Source organism: Pseudomonas sp. MOIL14HWK12:I2 (assembly GCF_000510745.1).
GTDB classification, from domain to species: Bacteria; Pseudomonadota; Gammaproteobacteria; order Pseudomonadales; family Pseudomonadaceae; genus Chryseomonas; species Chryseomonas oryzihabitans.
Map to the genome: position 1 here is coordinate 33,255 of NZ_AZOA01000010.1, position 17,202 is coordinate 50,456.

Sequence of the window (17,202 nt, forward strand, 5' to 3'; positions counted from 1 at the left end):
AAAGACGTCATGCAAACCAATCTGAGTCCCGCCGCCCGCGAACTGCCCCGCGCCGCCGATGCCGAGCGGGTGCTGCGCAGCTGCGTGCACTGCGGCTTCTGCAATGCCACCTGCCCGACCTACCAGCTGCTCGGCGACGAGCTGGACGGTCCACGCGGGCGCATTTACCTGATCAAGGGCATGCTCGAAGGCGGCGAGGTCAGCGAGAAGACCCGCGAGCACCTCGACCGCTGCCTGACCTGCCGCAATTGCGAGACCACCTGTCCCTCGGGCGTCTCCTATCACGAATTGCTCGACATCGGCCGCGCCGAGGTGGAACGCCGGGTGCCGCGCCCGCTGGGCCAGCGCCTGCTGCGCGCCGGCCTGCGCCAGGTGCTGCCGCAGCCGCGCCTGTTCGGCGCGCTGCTGAAAAGCGGCCAGGCGCTGAAGCCACTGCTGCCGGCAGGCGTCCAGGCCAAGCTGCCGGCGCGCATTGCCGCTCCGGGCTTGCGACCCGCGCCACGCCATGTCCGGCGCATGCTGATCCTCGAAGGCTGCGTGCAGCCGGGGCTTTCGCCCAACACCAATGCCGCCACCGCGCGGGTGCTGGATCGCCTCGGCATCAGCCTGGAGGCCGCGCCCCGCGCCGGCTGCTGCGGCGCGGTGGACTACCATCTCAACGCCCAGGAGGCCGGACTCGACCGCGCCCGGCGCAATATCGACGCCTGGTGGCCGGCCCTGCACAGCGGCGCCGAAGCCATCATCCAGACCGCCAGCGGCTGCGGCGCCTTCGTCAAGGAATACGCCAGCCTGCTCAAGGACGATCCGGCCTATGCGGCAAAGGCGCGGGAAGTCTCGGCGCGCACCCGCGACCTGGTGGAGGTGCTGCGCGAACTGCCGCTGGAAGAGCTGCGCTTGGCCAACACCCCGCGGCTGGCCTTCCATTGCCCTTGCACCCTGCAGCACGCCCAGCGCCTGGGCGGCGCCGTGGAGGGCGTCCTGCAGCGCCTTGGCTTCCCGCTGGCGCCGGTGCCCGACGGCCACCTCTGCTGTGGCTCGGCCGGCACCTATTCGCTGACCCAGCCGGACTTGTCGCGGCGGCTGCGCGACGCCAAGCTCGACGCCCTGGAGAGCGGTCACCCCGAGGTGATCGCCACTGCCAACATCGGCTGCCAGAGCCATCTCGATGGCGCCGGGCGGACCCCGGTGCGCCACTGGATCGAAATCCTCGACGCGGCCCTGGCCGCTCCGACCCAACCCTGAACCCTGGAGGCTCCATGAAGACCAAAGCCGTGCTCACCCTTGCCGAGATCGACACCCTGCTGGCCGCCGGTCGCGCCGAAGCCGAGCGCCAGGGCTGGGCCGTGTGCATCGCCGTGGCCGATGACGGCGGCCACCCGCTGGCCCTGCTGCGCCTCGATGGCGCCGCGCCCAACAGCGCCTACATCGCCCCGGAAAAGGCGCGCAGCGCCGCCCTGGCGCGCAAGGAGTCCAAGGTGCTGGAAGAGATGATCAACAACGGCCGCACCGCCTTTCTCAGCGCCCCGCTGATGCAGGGCATGCTCGAAGGCGGGGTACCCATCCTGGTGGACGGCCAGGTGGTGGGCGCCGTCGGCGTCTCGGGTGTCAAGGCGCCGGAAGATGCGCAGGTCGCGAAAGCCGCCATCGCGGCTCTCAACTGAATTCACAGCTTCATATCAAGGAAAGCCATCATGACCGACCGTACTACCCTGGGCCGCCTGCAGGTGGCCACCGAGCTGCAGCGCTTCATCGACGAGGAAGTGCTGCCCGGCACCGGACTCGACACCGCCGCCTTCTGGTCGGGCGTGGACCAGCTGGTGCACGAGCTGGCGCCGCGCAATCGCGAACTGCTGGCCGAGCGGGATCGCCTGCAGGTGGAGCTGGACAACTGGCACAGCGCTCATCCCGGTCCGGTCACCGATCTGCCCGCCTACCAGCGCTTTCTGGAAGGCATCGGCTATCTGCAACCGGTCCCCGGCCAGGTGCAGGCCTCGACGTCCGGGGTCGACCGCGAGATCGCCGAACAGGCCGGTCCGCAGCTGGTGGTGCCGGTGCTCAACGCCCGCTACGCCCTGAACGCCGCCAATGCCCGCTGGGGGTCGCTGTACGATGCCCTCTATGGCACCGACGCCCTGCCCGAAACCGATGGCGCCGAGCGCGGCAAGGGCTACAACCCCGCCCGTGGCGCCAAGGTGGTGGCCTTCGCCCGCCAGGTGCTGGATGGCGTGGCCCCCCTGGCCAGCGGCTCGCACCGGGACGCCACCGCCTACCGCATCCAGGATGGCCGCCTGGTGGTGGACCTCAGGAGCGGTACCAGCGAACTGGCCGATCCGGCCGCCTTCGTCGGTTACCAGGGCGATGCCGCGGCACCGTCCGCGGTCCTGCTGCGCCATAACGGCCTGCACCTGGAAATCCAGATCGACCGCGACAGCACCATCGGCAAGACCGACGCCGCTGGGGTCAAGGACCTGCTGATGGAAGCCGCGGTCAGCACCATCATGGACCTGGAAGACTCCATCGCCGCGGTGGACGCCGCCGACAAGGTGCTGGCCTATCGCAACTGGCTGGGCCTGATGAAGGGCGACCTGGCCGAAGAGGTCAGCAAGGGCGGCGAGACCTTCACCCGCCGCCTCAACCCCGATCGCGAGTACCAGGGCGCCGACGGCCAGCCGCTGAGCCTGCACGGGCGCTCGCTACTGTTCATCCGCAACGTTGGTCACCTGATGACCAATCCGGCGGTGCTGCTGGAAGACGGCCGCGAGATCCCCGAGGGCATCCTCGATGCCGTGGTCACCGTGACCATCGCCATGCACGACCTCAAGCGCCAGGGCAATTCCCGCAGCGGCTCGGTGTACATCGTCAAACCCAAGATGCACGGCCCGGCCGAGGTGGCCTTCGCCGTCCAGCTGTTCGACCGTGTCGAGGCCCTGCTGGGGCTGCCGGCCAACACCGTCAAGCTGGGCATCATGGACGAGGAGCGGCGCACCAGCGTCAACCTCAAGGCCTGCATCGCCGCCGCCGCGGCGCGGGTGGCCTTCATCAATACCGGCTTCCTCGACCGCACCGGCGACGAGATGCACACCGCCATGCTGGCCGGCCCCATGCTGCGCAAGGGCGACATGAAGACCTCCAAGTGGATCACCGCCTACGAGCGCAACAACGTGCTGGTCGGCCTGGCCTGCGGCCTGCGCGGCAAGGCGCAGATCGGCAAGGGCATGTGGGCCATGCCCGATCTGATGGCCGCCATGCTGGAGCAGAAGATCGGCCATCCCAAGGCCGGCGCCAACACCGCCTGGGTACCGTCGCCCACCGCCGCCGTGCTGCACGCCCTGCATTACCACCAGGTCAACGTCCAGCAGGTGCAGCAGGAGCTGGAACGCAGCGACGTCGACGCCGCCCGTGGCGAATTGCTCGCCGGGCTGCTCAGCGTGCCGGTGGCCGAGTCGCCGGACTGGTCCGCCGAGGCCATCCAGCAGGAGCTGGACAACAACTGCCAGGGCATCCTCGGCTACGTGGTGCGCTGGGTCGACCAGGGCGTGGGCTGCTCCAAGGTGCCCGACATCCATGACGTCGGCCTGATGGAAGACCGCGCCACCCTGCGCATCTCCAGCCAGCACATCGCCAACTGGCTGCACCACGGCGTGGTCAGCGCCGAACAGGTGGACGAGACGCTGCAGCGCATGGCCAAGGTGGTCGACGGCCAGAACGCCGGCGACGCCCTCTACGAGCCCATGGCCGGTCACTTCGACACGTCCTACGCCTATCGCGCCGCCCGCGACCTCATCTTCAAGGGCCGCGAGCAGCCTAGCGGCTACACCGAGCCGCTGCTGCACGCCTGGCGGTTGAAGAAGAAAGCGGGGGCCTGAGAGGATTGATGCTCAACGCTCGGACGTGTCTTGCGGATCGAGCGTTGAGTGATACTGGCCTTGGTCCAGAGCCTCCGCATGCGCAGGCTTGACGGACTTCAGGTCGTTCCCTAGTATGGATCCCAACACGGCCCCTCTCAGCTGACTCACTTAGGTGATGAAGCTGCTGAGGGGTTTTTTATTGCCTGCGTTTTTACCAGTCGGCTTCCCAGCCAGGCTGGGCGCCCATGCCCGCGATGTTCAGGCCCAGGTGCGATAGCTCAGGGAAGCTCAGTAGATGCGCCTTGATTCGCTGTGACCAGGTTGATCGAGGATTCACGACGTCCAGAAGATGGCGTGTCATGCGCAGCAGTAGATAGCACCGTGCCAGAGCATGGGCGTTGCCTATGAAAGGCTGTACCCAAGGTGCCTCGGCCAGGTAGGGCAGTTTTGGCTGATCGACGATGTTGCGATTCCACAGTCGGCTGTGGTGCGCGCAAACATTGCGCAGATAGTTGAGGCTACGTAACCAGGACGAAAAGACACGACCGTTCGATAGCCCATACTTGGCTGCAATGGCGTCCTGGTCAGTCTCTTGCAGGCCACTGTACAGCGTGGACATCGTGCCGAAATCCCACACTTCCGCCGCTATCCAGATTGGCAAAGGCAGCCCGTACTTATCCTTGCAATGCCGAATGAAGTCTTCCTTGGAGCGGGCGATCAATTTTGCCTGACGTCCCATCCAGTCGTGGTGGCGGCTGAGTCCGGTTCGGGGATCCAGTTTGCTGCTGAAGTCGCCGTGCAATAGTTCGGGGCGCAGGTAGGCAAAGGCATCTCTGGCACCGAGGCAGTAGGCGATGTCGACTCTCAAGCCGACTTCAATGCGCTCCAGGGCGTCCAGCGTCAGCAGTCGTAACTTCTTGTCGAACACATAGAGGTCGACGGCATTCTGAAAGGTGGCACCGACTTTGAATTCGTCCAGTGTCACGGTGGTGACCTTGAGCTTTCGCGGCTTCTTACCTCTATCCAGCAATAACAGGGCACCGCTTCGCTCTCGAAACGCATACCAATAGCCGCTCAGGCGGTAATAGCCGATTCGGCTCAGGTAGTTGAGCGCCAACGTTCTATCAGTGACGGCCAGGCCGCGTCGAGTCAATTGATCCAGCTGATCATCCACGCTCATCCATGGCTTGGCGTATCCCGACATTGATCCATTCCTTTTGATCAGAAAGCTATTCAGCGGCTTGGTTAATAGCCTATCGCCCGGGCCGTACGATCCATCGGGCCTTCTCGAAGGAACTCAAAAAGGCGTTTTCTGTAAATGAAGGAAAAGCGTGTAGTACGTTAGCGATCCAGTAGCTCAGGCAAAAGGCCTTCGGGTGGTGGATCCTCTATTGGAGCACCACCAACGACCGCTGACCCTCCGACCACCGCCCCTTCCCTTGCCACTGGCGAATTTTTATACTATCGGGTCCCCCGTTCCCGGGATCATCATCGCCACGAGGAAGACCATGGCCCGCGTTACTGTCGAAGACTGCCTGGACAACGTAGACAACCGATTCGAGCTGGTCATGCTCGCCACCAAGCGCTCGCGCCAGCTGGCCACCGGCGGCAAGGAGCCCAAGGTACCGTGGGACAACGACAAGCCCACCGTCGTCGCCCTGCGCGAGATCGCCGAAGGTCTGGTCGACGAAGAAGTCATCCGTCTGGACGACATCGTCGAAGAAGAGCCGCTGTTCGCCGCCTTCGAAGTCAACGAAGAAGCGGACGGCGAGGCCCTCTAAGCCATGGCCGCCGAGCCTGCGTATGGTGACGTCCACCCGACCGGCATCGACCTGCTGGCCGAGCGTCTGGCGGACTACCTGACCCCCGACCAGGTCAATCTGGTACGGCGGGCCTACTACTACGCCGAGCAGGCTCACGACGGGCAGCGCCGCCGCAGCGGCGAGCCCTATGTCACCCATCCGCTGGCCGTCGCCAACATCCTCGCCGACATGCACATGGACCATCAGAGCCTGATGGCCGCCATGCTGCACGACGTGATCGAGGACACCGGCATCGCCAAGGAAGCCCTGGCCGGCCAGTTCGGCGAGACGGTGGCGGAGCTGGTAGACGGGGTCAGCAAGCTGACCCAGATGAAGTTCGAGACCAAGGCAGAGGCCCAGGCGGAGAACTTCCAGAAGATGACCATGGCGATGTCCAAGGACATCCGCGTCATCCTCGTCAAGCTGGCCGACCGGCTGCACAACATGCGCACCCTGGACGCCATGCCGCCGGACAAGAGCCGGCGCATCGCCAAGGAAACCCTGGAAATCTACGCGCCCATCGCCAACCGGCTGGGCATGCACGATTTCTACGTGGAATTCGAGGACCTGGGTTTTCGCGCCATGCACCCGATGCGCGCCGAACGCATCCAGCGGGCGGTCAAGACCGCGCGGGGCAATCGCCGCGAGATCCTCGGCAAGATCCAGGAATCCCTGGCCAACTGCCTGGCCCGCGACGGCCTGGACGGCGAGGTGGTCGGCCGCGAAAAGCACCTGCACAGCATCTACCAGAAGATGCGCGGCAAGCGTAAGTCGTTCAACGAGATCATGGACGTCTACGGCTTCCGCATCATCGTCGACAAGGTCGACACCTGCTACCGCGTGCTCGGCGCGGTGCACAATCTCTACAAGCCGTTCCCGGGGCGCTTCAAGGACTACATCGCCATCCCCAAGGCCAACGGCTACCAGTCCCTGCACACCACCCTGTTCGGCATGCACGGGGTGCCCATCGAGATCCAGATCCGCACCCGCGAGATGGAAGAGATGGCCAACAACGGCATCGCCGCCCATGGCCTGTACAAGGCCGGCGGCGACGAACCGCGCGCCAGTCACCTGCGCGCGCGCCAGTGGGTGAAGGGCATCCTCGAGTTGCAGCAGCGCGCGGGCAACTCCCTGGAATTCATCGAGAACGTGAAGATCGACCTCTTTCCCGACGAGGTCTACGTCTTCACCCCCAAGGGCCGCATCATGGAGCTGCCCAAGGGCTCCACGGCCGTGGACTTCGCCTACGCGGTGCACACCGACGTCGGCAACAGCTGCATCGCCTGCCGCATCAACCGCCGCCTGGCGCCGCTGTCGCAGCCGCTGGGCAGCGGCGAGACGGTGGAGATCGTCACCGCCCCCGGCGCCCGGCCCAATCCGGCCTGGCTCAACTTCGTGGTCACCGGCAAGGCGCGCACCAACATCCGCCATGCGCTCAAGCAGCAGCGTCGCTCCGAGTCCATCAGCCTCGGCGAGCGGCTGCTGAACAAGGCGCTGTCCGGCTTCGGCACCCAGCTGTCGAAGATCTCGCCGATGCGCATCCTCTCGGTGCTCGGCGAATACAAGGGCGTGGTGCTGGAAGACCTGCTCGAAGAGATCGGCCTGGGCAACCGCATGGCCTATGTGGTGGCGCGGCGCCTGGTGTCCGGCAGCGAGCAGGAAGAGCCACTGGAACCCCAGGCCAGCACCACGCCCCAGGGCCCGCTGGCGATCCGCGGTACCGAAGGCCTGGTGATCAGCTACGCCAAGTGCTGCACGCCGATTCCGGGCGATCCCATCGTCGGTCACCTGTCGGCCGGCAAGGGCATGGTGATCCACCTGGAAAATTGCCGGAACATCGCCGAATTCCGGCATAACAGCGAAAAGTGCATCGTGCTCAACTGGGCCAAGGACGTCACTGGCGAATTCAGCGTCGAGTTGCGCGTCCAGCTGGAGCACCAGCGCGGCCTGATCGCCATGCTGGCCAACAACGTCACCGCCGCGGACGCCAACGTTGAGAAGATCGGCATGAACGAGCGCGACGGCCGGGTCAGCGTGGTCCAGCTGGTGGTCAGCGTGCGTGATCGCGTGCACCTGGCGCGGGTGATCAAGAAGCTGCGGACGCTCAAGGGCGTGGCCGGTATCACTCGGGTTCGCAGCTGAGGTTGCAGGGTGTCACCACCGGCTTGCAGAATCGGGCCTTTCCCGCACAGGAGCGACCCATGAGCAAGCAAGTGATCCACACCGACAAGGCGCCGGCCGCCATTGGTACCTATTCCCAGGCGATCAAGGTCGGTGACACCGTCTATCTCTCCGGGCAGATCCCGCTCAACCCGACCACCATGGAGCTGGTGGACGGCTTCGAAGCCCAGGTGGTCCAGGTCTTCGAGAACCTCAAGTCCGTCGCCGAAGCCGCCGGTGGTTCGCTGACCGACATCGTCAAGCTGAACATCTTCCTCATCGACCTCGCCCACTTCGCCACCGTCAACGAGATCATGGGGCGCTATTTCCAGCAGCCCTATCCGGCACGCGCCGCCATCGGCGTCGCCGCGCTGCCGAAGGGCTCCCAGGTGGAAATGGATGGGGTCTTGGTACTGAGTTAAAGCCTTTGATCGCGGCCATGGGCCGCTCCTACAGTAGTTGATGCACCTGTAGGAGCGGCCCATGGCCGCGATGACCCCCCAAAAAAAGCCGACCGTCTCGCGACGGTCGGCTTTTTCATGTCTGCCTGGTTAGGCCGGGATGGACTTGATCTTCGGCATCCGCGCCCAGCAACGGTGCTTGGCGATGGCAGCGAAGAAGTCCTGCTGGACCGCCTTGAAATCGCTGCCGGTGAGCAGCGCCTCGTCTGTGTCCAGGTAGACCGCCTTGAGCAACTGCTCGGCTTCGCCGGTGAGGGCGATGGCCTTGAGGTGCTTGTAGGCTTCCAGCAGGTAGTGCTTGATCACGCCGTCGTCGAGCATGGCCTTGACGCTCTCGGCACCGCCCGGCACATAGACCGCGTCCAGCGCCACCGAAGGCATGCCTTCGGCCGAACCGTCCACGGCCACTTCGCTGCCGTCGGCGGCCTTGACCGGGCCGGCGGTGGGGCCGAGCACCTTCACATGAGCACCTTCGGCCTTGAGCGCCTGCTTGATGGCCTCCACTTCGCTGGCGATGACGCCGTCACCCACCAGCACCGCCACCTTGAAGCCCTTGATGTTGCCGGACAGCAGGTTGAGCTGGCTCAGCGCCGGCGACTTGTCGATGGAGACCTTGCGCGGCTGCACGGTGGGGGCGGTGGGCGGGGTCACGCCGACCTTCTTGGCCACCTTCTGCGCCAGCTCCAGATCGATGTTGGCGAGGATCTCGTTGACCTGGCGCTCGCGAATCCACATGCGCTCGACCTTGCCCAGCTCGAAGCTGTAGGCATCGGCGACGTGCGCCTGCTCGGCTTCCGACAGGCTGTTGTAGAACAGCGTGGCCTGGGAGAAGTGGTCGCCGAAGGTCTCGCTGCGCTCACGCACCTTGTGGCCGTCGATGCGCTCGTAGTAGCTCTCGAAGCCGCCGTCCTGGGGCGCCGGCGGGGTTTCCTTGGGCCAGCCGCCGTCGATGGAGTTGGGCTCGTAGGAGGCGCGACCCTTGTCGATGGTCATGCGGTACTTGGCGTCACGCTGGCCGTTGTGATTCGGCACCACTGGGCGGTTGACCGGCAGCTCGTGGAAGTTCGGCCCACCGAGACGGCTGATCTGGGTGTCGGTGTAGGAGAACAGCCGACCCTGCAGCAGGGGATCGTTGCTGAAGTCGATACCGGGCACGACATGGCCGGGGCAGAAGGCCACCTGCTCGGTCTCGGCGAAGTAGTTGTCCGGGTTGCGGTTGAGCACCAGCTTGCCCAGCGGGGTGATGGGCACCAGCTCCTCGGGGATGATCTTGGTGGCGTCGAGGATGTCCCAGTCGAACTTGTGCTCGTCTTCCTCGGGAATGATCTGCACGCCGAATTCCCACTCGGGGTAGTCACCGGCTTCGATGGCTTCCCAGAGGTCGCGACGGTGGGCATCGGTGTCCTTGCCGGCCAGCTTCTGGGCCTCGTCCCACACCAGGGAGCGCACGCCGCCGGCGGGCTTCAGGTGGATCTTGACGAAGACGCCCTTGCCGGCGGTGTTGATCATGCGGAAGGTGTGGATGCCGAAGCCCTGCATGCTGCGCAGGTTCACCGGGATGGCGCGGTCGGTCATGGTCCAGAGCACCATGTGCGCCGACTCGGGCACCAGGGAAACGAAGTCCCAGAAGGTGTCGTGGGCGCTGCCGCCGGTGGGGATCTCGTTGTGCGGCTCGGGCTTCACCGCATGGACGAAGTCGGGGAACTTGATGGCGTCCTGGATGAAGAAGACCGGCATGTTGTTGCCGACCATGTCCCAGTTGCCTTCCTCGGTGTAGAACTTAATGGCGAAGCCACGCACGTCGCGCACGCTGTCGCCGGAGCCGCGCGGGCCCTGCACGGTGGAGAAGCGCACGAACACCGGGGTCTGGTGGTTGGGGTCGCGGAAGAGCGCGGCCTTGGTCAGGTCGGACCAGTCCTGGTAGGGCTGGAAATAGCCATAGGCACCGGTGCCGCGGGCATGGACGATGCGCTCCGGGATGCGCTCGTGGTCGAAGTGGGTGATCTTCTCCCGCATGATGAAGTCTTCGAGCAGGGAAGGCCCGCGGGTGCCGGCGCGCAGCGAATTCTGGTTGTCGGCGATCTTCACGCCATGGTTGGTGCGCAGTGCCTGGCCGGTGGCATCGGAGCGGAATTGCTCCAGTTGCTCGATTTTCTTCGAGGTGTTCTGGCGATCCAGGGTGTCGGTACCGGCGAGTTCACTCTTGGGGGGCGTAGCCATGGAAAGTCCTCATCAGGCGCCTGTCAGGCGCTCTTTGCGTCCCCTACGGAATGTGGGGCGAATTCAGGCAGTCCTGTAGTGACTCATGGGCTGGAGCTGGTGTTCCGCTTGGCTGATGCGAAGCGACGGGCTGTTCCCGCGGGTGAAGTCCCGGCGCACGAACTGGCCATATGCCTTTATTGGCTTAATACCCGACAACAAGTGCTAAGCAGATATAAGCGCGCGCGTTAAACTGCGCGGCTGGATCACCCTCCAGTTGTCTGACGATACCCACAAGGTTTTTCCATTGATCGAATTCCACGCTGTCCACAAGACGTACCGCACGCGCGGTCGCGAGGTCGCGGCGCTCCAGCCGGTCGACCTGAGGATCGAAGCCGGCGAGATCTTCGGCCTGATCGGCCATTCCGGTGCCGGCAAGAGCACCCTGCTGCGCCTGATCAACCGCCTCGAAGCCCCCAGCGGCGGTCGCCTGCTGGTCGACGGCGCCGAGGTCACCACCCTGGGCTCCAGCGAGCTGCGCGATTTCCGCCGCCGCATCGGCATGATCTTCCAGCACTTCAATCTGCTCTCCTCGAAGACCGTGGCGGCCAACGTGGCCCTGCCGCTGGAACTGGCCGGCGGCCGTTCGCGGGCGCAGATCGCCCAGCGCGTCGAGGAACTGCTGGCGCGGGTCGGCCTGTCCGACCAGGCGCGCAAGTACCCGGCGCAGCTCTCCGGCGGCCAGAAGCAGCGCGTCGGCATCGCCCGCGCCCTGGCCACCGAGCCGAAAATTCTGCTCTGCGACGAGGCCACCAGCGCCCTCGATCCCCAGACCACCGCCCAGGTGCTGCAACTGCTCGCCGAACTCAATCGCGAGCTGGGCCTGACCATCGTGCTGATCACCCACGAGATGGACGTGATCCGCCGCGTCTGTGATCGCGTCGCCGTGCTCGATGGCGGCGCCGTGGTGGAGCAGGGCACCGTCGCCGATGTCTTCCTGCACCCGCAGCACCCCACCACCCGCCGCTTCGTGTTCGAGGCCGAGCACCAGGACGAGGCCGAGCTGGCCGACGCCTATGCCCATGTCGAAGGCCGCATCCTGCGCCTGACCTTCCGCGGCGAAGCCACCTATGCACCGCTGCTGGGCCATGTCGCCCGGGAGACCGGTGTCGACTACAGCATTCTCGGCGGTCGCATCGACCGCATCCGGGACGAGCCCTATGGCCAGCTCACCATCGCCTTGGTGGGCGGTGACCTGGACGCCGCCCTGGCTCGCTTCCAGGCCGCCGACGTCACCGTGGAGGTCCTGCGCTGATGGACGAACTCTTCACCAACATCGACTGGGCCGAGATCTGGCAGGCGACCCAGGACACCCTGGCCATGCTTGGCTGGTCCATGCTCTTCACCCTGATCCTCGGCCTGCCGCTGGGCGTGCTGCTGTTTCTCACCAGCCGCCGTCAGCTGCTGGAGCAGCCGCTGGTCTACGGCATCCTCTCCTTCGTGGTCAACGTGCTGCGCTCGGTGCCCTTCATCATCCTTCTGATCCTGATGATCCCCATCACGGTCTGGCTGATCGGCACCTCCCTGGGCGTCGAGGGCGCCATTCCGCCGCTGGTGGTGGGCGCCGCGCCTTTCTTCGCCCGGCTGGTGGAGACCGCCCTGCGCGAGGTCGACCGCGGCATCATCGAGGCGACCCAGGCCATGGGCGCCAGCCTCTGGCAGATCGTCACCCGCACCCTGTTGCCCGAGGCCCTGCCCGGGCTGATCGCGGCCACCACCGTCACCGCCATCGCCCTGGTGTCCTACACCGCCATGGCCGGGGTGATCGGCGGCGGCGGCCTCGGCGATCTGGCCATCCGTTTCGGCTACCAGCGCTTCCAGACCGACGTCATGGTGGTCACGGTGCTCTTGCTGCTGGTGCTGGTCCAGGTACTGCAGATGGTCGGCGATCGCCTCGTCGCCCATTTCAGTCGTCGTTGATCCAGGCTTCATCCACTCGAAGGTTTTGCACAAGGAAAATCCAGATGTCGCTGAAACGTACCCTGCTGTCCCTGGCCTTCGGCCTGGGTGTCGCCACCGCCGCCCAGGCCGCCGAGACCCTGACCGTCGCGGTCAATCCGGTTCCCCACGCGGAGATCCTGGAATTCATCAAGCCGCAGCTGGCCAAGGAAGGCGTGGACCTCAAGATCAAGGTCTTCACCGACTACATCCAGCCTGATCGTCAGACCGATCAGAAGCAGGTGGATGCCAACTACTTCCAGACCAAGCCCTATTACGCCAGCTACAAGAAGAGCAACCCGAGCAGCGACCAGGTGCCGGTGGTGGCGGTGCACGTCGAGCCCTTCGGTGCCTATTCGCAGAAGATCAAGGACATCAAGGAACTCAAGGACGGCGCCACCGTGGCCATCCCCAACGACCCGAGCAACTCCGGTCGCGCGCTGCTGCTGATCGCCAAGCAGGGCCTGATCACCCTCAAGGATCCGAGCAACGTCACCGCCACCCCGCGTGACATCGTCGAGAATCCCAAGCACCTGAAGTTCAAGGAGCTGGAAGCCGCGACCCTGCCGCGCGTGCTGAACCAGGTCGACCTGGCGCTGATCAACGCCAACTACGCCCTGGAAGCCAAGCTGGTGCCGACCAAGGACGCCATCTTCATCGAGAGCGGCGAGTCGCCCTACGCCAACCTGCTCTACACCCGTGCCGACAAGGCCAACGACCCGGCCATCCAGAAGCTGGCCAAGGCCCTGACCACCCCCGAGGTGAAGCAATTCATCGAGAAGAAGTATCAGGGCGCCGTCGTTCCCGCGTTCTAAGAATCTGTTCACGATCTGCTGCGCGTCGATCAAACGGCGTTGAAAATGCCTTCGGAATGCTCATTTACCACTCGTAAACTCCGCTTCCTCAGGCCTTTTCGCCTTGTTTGTCTCTAGCTCGCGAGACCGTGAACAGCTTCTAAGCCTCGGCTCCATCGCCGTCGACGCCCGCAGAGGCGTCGACGGTTCCACCCCGTTCTAGGAAACTGCCATGAAGAAATTGCTCGCCACCGCCGCCCTGCTGGCCGCCAGCCTGGCCGCCCACGCCGCCGAGACCCTCAGCGTCGCCGCCACCCCGGTGCCCCACGCCGAGATCCTCGAATTCGTCAAACCCCAGCTGGCCAAGGAAGGGGTGGACCTGCAGATCAAGGTCTTCACCGACTACGTGCAGCCCAACCTGCAGGTGGCCCAGAAGCGTCTGGACGCCAATTTCTTCCAGCACCAGCCCTACCTGGATGAATTCAACAAGAGCCGCGGTACCGACCTGGTGACCGTCGCCCAGGTGCATGTCGAGCCCTTCGGCATCTACTCGCAAAAGATCAAGAAGCTCGACGAAGTCCGCGAAGGCGCCGTCGTGGCCATCCCCAGCGACGCCACCAATGGCGGCCGTGCCCTGCTGCTGCTGGAAAAGGCCGGGCTGATCAAGCTCAAGGACAGCGCCAACATCCTCGCCACGCCCAAGGACATCGCCGAGAATCCCAAGAAGCTCAAGTTCAAGGAGCTGGAAGCCGCGACCCTGCCACGCGTGCTGAATCAGGTCGACCTGGCGCTGATCAACACCAACTACGCCCTGGAAGCCAAGCTCAACCCGACCCAGGACGCCCTGCTGCTGGAAGGCAAGGAATCGCCCTATGCCAACATCCTGGTCGCCCGTCCGGACAACAAGGACAGCGATGCCGTGCAGAAGCTGGCCAAGGCGCTGAACACCCCGGCGGTGAAGCAATTCATCGAAGAAAAGTACAAGGGCGCCGTGGTGCCGGCGTTCTAAGCGCTGCCCGAGACAAGAGACGCCGGCCCCGTGCCGGCGTTTTTCGTAGGGCTCAATGGCGTTTCAGGGGGACGACGCCCATTCCCAGGCCGAAGGGTCGAAAGACCGCTTGCAGCGTCGCCAGGGTGGGATTGCCTTCATCCTGCTCCAATTGTCGCAAGGTACGCAGCGAGATACGGGCCATGCGTGCGAAGTCAGCCTGGGTCAGGCCGGTGATGTCGCGACGCAGACGCCGGACACCGGTGCCCAGACTCAGGCGCCCGGTCTGTAATCCTTCACGGATATCATCCAGCTTGTGTTGCCGCAGTTCCGGATCATCGAGGTTCATAGCAGCCCTGCCTCGCGCAAATGGCTATCCAGACGCCGTAACGGAATCCGCGGATGTTCCCAGGTGGCCCGGGGCAGCATCGGCTGCAACAGGTCCGGCAGGGCGCGGAGCTGCTCGGCGTTCTGCTTGAGTGCTTCCCACAGCCGTTCGGGATCGTCCCACTCGGCCAGCAGCCGACAGGTCGCGTACCAATCGACAGCGCCCGCCTGCTCGACGGGCGCTGGCCATTTGCTGGTTCGGGTGATGCCCTGCTCATCCATGACCATGGGGGCAAGGTCGTAGAGAGGCGCCAGGCGCACGCGATGCTCATCTCGCAGAATGGCGGTATTGCGGCCGTGGTTGTCACTGTTGCCCAGCAGCTGATTGAGCAGATCACGGCGCAGATAGTCGTCCAGCAGCGCCGGAATCTCGCGGTCCTGACCCGCTGCGCGCCAGACCCTGATCAGGGCGCCGATGGCGTCGAGATGATTCAGATAGCTGCCGGGCACCAGGGTGTGAGTCAGCGAATAGAGGGATTCAACGGCCAGACGCTCTACGTGTTGCGGGCCGGTGCAGCGGTCGAAGCGTGGCAGCCAGAGACTGGGGCGGCGACCTTCTTCCAGGGCGAGTCCGTTTTCAGCGACGGTCTCCAGCCCAAGGGTATTCAAGGCCCGATAGTAGCCGTGCTCGCTACGCAGGATGTCCTGGTCCGTGGCGTTGCCTTTGTTGCGCGGAAACTTCACCAGCCAGTGTCGACAGGCCAGGTCATCGGCTAGGGTGGCATCTGGATGGAGCAAGCCCTGAGCATCTTCGGCCAGCAGTAGCTTGGGTGCATCGCCACCTGCCCCGGTTGCACCGCCGATGGCGGCACCTTGCTCATAGGCATACTCCAGAAAGTCCTGATCGCGAGCGACGACCTGTTCACGGGTAAAGCCCACGGAGGGTGTCTGCGCCAGCCCGTCCAGCGACTCACGAATTCGCAGATGGCCGATGGGCGCTGGCGTGCAGCGGGATAACAACTGAAAGTCGGTCTGCGCCGCTTCCGCTGCGGTCAGCCCGAGGCGAGGCAGCAGAAAGCGGCGAGCGGCGCCGGCCGGGAGAATGTCCTGGAGAAACGCGGGCCAATGGGGCAGGCGCTCGACCTCCCAACTCAAAGGCAGGTTGGCGCTCACGGCTGCAGCCGTCGGCTGGCCGAAATCGTCGAGATGATCGCTCAGGTAGGCGGCCAGATAGCTGAGGGTGCAGGCGCCTTGTTGGGGGCCTTGCCCAGGGTCATCGAAAACCAGACGCAGGGCATCGTGCCAATGCCCGCTCAGATAGGCTTGAACCACAAGCGTACTCATGGCAGACCTCCGGCAATATACTGCCGATATTTATGGGTGCTATACAGGTTATCGGCAATATAGTGCCTGAAATAACCCTGTATAGCGCCACATTAGGTATTAAATTGCCGTTTGCGCGGTTGGCGCGCTGCCCCTACGGCCGACGATCACCAGCAATACCGCGGCGCCGGCCGCCATCAGCAGCGGCAGGGCGTGGCCGGTGAGCCACTGGCTGGCGGCGCCGGTGACCAGCGGGCCGACCAGGCAGCCGACGCCCCAGAGCTGGGCGATGCAGGCGTTGGCGCTGACCAGTTCGGCGTCGCGATAGCGCTCGCCCACCAGGATCAGCGCCAGGGTGAAGAGGCCGCCGGCGGTGGCGCCGAACAGCACCAGCAGTGGCCAGACGCCCGCGGTGTGCAGCAGCAGCGGCAGGGCCAGACTGACCGCCAGCAGCCCCAGGGCGCAGCCAAGGAACAGGCCCTGGCGCGAGAGGCGATCGGCGAGCAGGCCCAGGGGAAGTTGCAGCAGGGCATCGCCCACCACCACGGCGCTGACCATGTACAGCGCCAGTTGCTGGCCGAAGCCCTGGTTGAGCGCATAGACCGGCAGCAGGGTGAGGATCATCGCCTCGAAGCAGGCGAACAGCGCCACCGCCCAGGCGATGGCTGGAGCACCGCGGCAGAAGTCCAGCAGCGCTCGCCAGGCCGCGGTATGGCCGCCGGCGGCCGGCGCGCCCTGGCGGCCGAGCAGCAGGGCAGCGCCGCCGAGCATGAGCAGGGCGCCGAGCCAGAAGCCCTGGTCGCCCTCGGTGCCCAGCACCCCCAGCAGCAGCGGACCGGCCAGCTGGCTCAGGGCGTAGCTGCTGCCATAGAGGGCCACCAGGCGGCCGCGCCAACGATCGGTGATGACCTGGTTCATCCAGCTTTCGCCAAGCACGAAGACCAGGGTGAGGATGGCGCCCAGGGCCAGGCGCAGGAGCAGCCACAAGGGGTAGCTGGGCAGCAGCGAGAGCACGATCAGCGAGGCGGCGCCACTGATCAGGCACAGTCGCATCAGCCGCGGCGTGCCGATGCGCGCGGCCAGGCGTCCGGCCAGACTGGCGCCGGTGAGGATGCCGAGGGCTGGCGAGGCGGCCATGACGCCGATGGCGAAGCTGCCATAGCCCCAGCCTTCCAGGCGCAGCGAGACCAGCGGCATCGACAGGCCGCTGGCCAGGCCCACGCTGATGACACTGCCCAGCACGGCGAAATAGATGGCCCAGGGCATGGGCGATGGCGAGCAATTCATGGACTCAGCCTAGCT

The 17,202-nt window shown here is 65.2% G+C and carries 15 protein-coding genes; 10 read left to right on the forward strand and 5 right to left on the reverse strand.

Going from position 1 to position 17,202, the window contains the following annotated elements:
• Window positions 1-9: 9 nt before the first annotated feature.
• From glcF to PSK12I2_RS0108750, 3 genes are read left to right on the forward strand one after another with little or no spacing between them, the layout of a single operon-like run.
• Window positions 10-1,242 carry a glycolate oxidase subunit GlcF gene (glcF, locus tag PSK12I2_RS0108740; protein ID WP_027598096.1) on the forward strand — a complete coding sequence of 411 codons (1,233 nt, stop codon included), beginning with the start codon at window positions 10-12 and terminating at the stop codon, window positions 1,240-1,242.
• A gap of 14 nt (window positions 1,243-1,256) precedes the next feature.
• Window positions 1,257-1,661 carry a heme-binding protein gene (locus tag PSK12I2_RS0108745; protein WP_027598097.1) on the forward strand — a complete coding sequence of 135 codons (405 nt, stop codon included), beginning with the start codon at window positions 1,257-1,259 and terminating at the stop codon, window positions 1,659-1,661.
• Window positions 1,662-1,691: 30 nt separating this feature from the next.
• Window positions 1,692-3,866, forward strand: coding sequence for a malate synthase G (locus tag PSK12I2_RS0108750; protein WP_027598098.1), 2,175 nt, complete (start codon window positions 1,692-1,694; stop codon window positions 3,864-3,866).
• 193 nt (window positions 3,867-4,059) lie between these two features.
• Here the strand turns inward: PSK12I2_RS0108750 and PSK12I2_RS0108755 are convergent, their stop codons facing one another.
• A complete protein-coding gene (locus PSK12I2_RS0108755) occupies window positions 4,060-5,052 on the reverse strand; it encodes an Abi family protein (RefSeq protein ID WP_027598099.1) in 993 nt (330 codons plus the stop codon).
• Between the two features lie 304 nt (window positions 5,053-5,356).
• Between PSK12I2_RS0108755 and rpoZ the strand changes: the two genes are divergently transcribed.
• The 3 genes from rpoZ to PSK12I2_RS0108770 are packed head-to-tail and all read left to right on the forward strand — an operon-like array spanning window position 5,357 to window position 8,232.
• Window positions 5,357-5,629 (forward strand): DNA-directed RNA polymerase subunit omega, encoded by a 273-nt coding sequence (gene rpoZ / locus PSK12I2_RS0108760; protein ID WP_007161465.1) that lies wholly within the window; start codon window positions 5,357-5,359, stop codon window positions 5,627-5,629.
• A 3-nt stretch (window positions 5,630-5,632) separates the two neighbouring features.
• A complete protein-coding gene (gene spoT / locus PSK12I2_RS0108765) occupies window positions 5,633-7,792 on the forward strand; it encodes a bifunctional GTP diphosphokinase/guanosine-3',5'-bis pyrophosphate 3'-pyrophosphohydrolase (protein WP_042135202.1) in 2,160 nt (719 codons plus the stop codon).
• 59 nt (window positions 7,793-7,851) lie between these two features.
• Window positions 7,852-8,232, forward strand: coding sequence for a RidA family protein (locus tag PSK12I2_RS0108770; protein ID WP_027598100.1), 381 nt, complete (start codon window positions 7,852-7,854; stop codon window positions 8,230-8,232).
• 129 nt (window positions 8,233-8,361) lie between these two features.
• Here PSK12I2_RS0108770 and katE read toward each other — a convergent pair whose 3' ends face one another.
• Complete coding sequence (gene katE, locus PSK12I2_RS0108775) at window positions 8,362-10,491, reverse strand: catalase HPII (protein WP_027598101.1); 2,130 nt, start codon at window positions 10,489-10,491, stop codon at window positions 8,362-8,364.
• 286 nt (window positions 10,492-10,777) lie between these two features.
• On the opposite strand from katE, the gene PSK12I2_RS0108780 reads away from it, so the two are divergent.
• From PSK12I2_RS0108780 to PSK12I2_RS0108795, 4 genes are all read left to right on the forward strand, one after another.
• A complete protein-coding gene (locus PSK12I2_RS0108780; RefSeq protein WP_027598102.1) occupies window positions 10,778-11,785 on the forward strand; it encodes a methionine ABC transporter ATP-binding protein in 1,008 nt (335 codons plus the stop codon).
• Complete coding sequence (locus PSK12I2_RS0108785; RefSeq protein ID WP_007161460.1) at window positions 11,785-12,450, forward strand: methionine ABC transporter permease; 666 nt, start codon at window positions 11,785-11,787, stop codon at window positions 12,448-12,450. The genes PSK12I2_RS0108780 and PSK12I2_RS0108785 overlap by 1 nt, the downstream gene beginning before the upstream one ends.
• Before the next feature lie 50 nt (window positions 12,451-12,500).
• Window positions 12,501-13,283 carry a MetQ/NlpA family ABC transporter substrate-binding protein gene (locus PSK12I2_RS0108790; protein WP_027598103.1) on the forward strand — a complete coding sequence of 261 codons (783 nt, stop codon included), beginning with the start codon at window positions 12,501-12,503 and terminating at the stop codon, window positions 13,281-13,283.
• Between the two features lie 211 nt (window positions 13,284-13,494).
• Window positions 13,495-14,271, forward strand: a complete 777-nt coding sequence (locus tag PSK12I2_RS0108795) for a MetQ/NlpA family ABC transporter substrate-binding protein (protein ID WP_027598104.1) — start codon at window positions 13,495-13,497, stop codon at window positions 14,269-14,271.
• Between the two features lie 52 nt (window positions 14,272-14,323).
• Here the strand turns inward: PSK12I2_RS0108795 and PSK12I2_RS0108800 are convergent, their stop codons facing one another.
• The 3 genes from PSK12I2_RS0108800 to PSK12I2_RS0108810 form a co-directional block, all read right to left on the reverse strand.
• Complete coding sequence (locus PSK12I2_RS0108800; protein ID WP_042135209.1) at window positions 14,324-14,599, reverse strand: helix-turn-helix domain-containing protein; 276 nt, start codon at window positions 14,597-14,599, stop codon at window positions 14,324-14,326.
• Window positions 14,596-15,921 carry a type II toxin-antitoxin system HipA family toxin gene (locus PSK12I2_RS0108805; RefSeq protein ID WP_027598106.1) on the reverse strand — a complete coding sequence of 442 codons (1,326 nt, stop codon included), beginning with the start codon at window positions 15,919-15,921 and terminating at the stop codon, window positions 14,596-14,598. Before PSK12I2_RS0108805 ends, PSK12I2_RS0108800 begins: the two co-directional genes overlap by 4 nt.
• Before the next feature lie 99 nt (window positions 15,922-16,020).
• A complete protein-coding gene (locus tag PSK12I2_RS0108810) occupies window positions 16,021-17,166 on the reverse strand; it encodes an MFS transporter (RefSeq protein WP_027598107.1) in 1,146 nt (381 codons plus the stop codon).
• Window positions 17,167-17,202: the final 36 nt, after the last annotated feature.

Bases quoted from the DNA above. Each gene is read 5' to 3' on its own strand.
- glcF (WP_027598096.1), top strand. From the start codon at position 10: ATGCAAACCAATCTGAGTCCCGCCGCCCGCGAACTGCCCCGCGCCGCC.
- PSK12I2_RS0108745 (WP_027598097.1), top strand. From the start codon at position 1,257: ATGAAGACCAAAGCCGTGCTCACCCTTGCCGAGATCGACACCCTGCTG.
- PSK12I2_RS0108800 (WP_042135209.1), bottom strand. From the start codon at position 14,599: ATGAACCTCGATGATCCGGAACTGCGGCAACACAAGCTGGATGATATC.
- PSK12I2_RS0108770 (WP_027598100.1), top strand. From the start codon at position 7,852: ATGAGCAAGCAAGTGATCCACACCGACAAGGCGCCGGCCGCCATTGGT.
- katE (WP_027598101.1), bottom strand. From the start codon at position 10,491: ATGGCTACGCCCCCCAAGAGTGAACTCGCCGGTACCGACACCCTGGAT.
- spoT (WP_042135202.1), top strand. From the start codon at position 5,633: ATGGCCGCCGAGCCTGCGTATGGTGACGTCCACCCGACCGGCATCGAC.
- PSK12I2_RS0108810 (WP_027598107.1), bottom strand. From the start codon at position 17,166: ATGCCCTGGGCCATCTATTTCGCCGTGCTGGGCAGTGTCATCAGCGTG.
- rpoZ (WP_007161465.1), top strand. From the start codon at position 5,357: ATGGCCCGCGTTACTGTCGAAGACTGCCTGGACAACGTAGACAACCGA.
- PSK12I2_RS0108755 (WP_027598099.1), bottom strand. From the start codon at position 5,052: ATGTCGGGATACGCCAAGCCATGGATGAGCGTGGATGATCAGCTGGAT.
- PSK12I2_RS0108795 (WP_027598104.1), top strand. From the start codon at position 13,495: ATGAAGAAATTGCTCGCCACCGCCGCCCTGCTGGCCGCCAGCCTGGCC.
- PSK12I2_RS0108750 (WP_027598098.1), top strand. From the start codon at position 1,692: ATGACCGACCGTACTACCCTGGGCCGCCTGCAGGTGGCCACCGAGCTG.
- PSK12I2_RS0108785 (WP_007161460.1), top strand. From the start codon at position 11,785: ATGGACGAACTCTTCACCAACATCGACTGGGCCGAGATCTGGCAGGCG.
- PSK12I2_RS0108805 (WP_027598106.1), bottom strand. From the start codon at position 15,921: ATGAGTACGCTTGTGGTTCAAGCCTATCTGAGCGGGCATTGGCACGAT.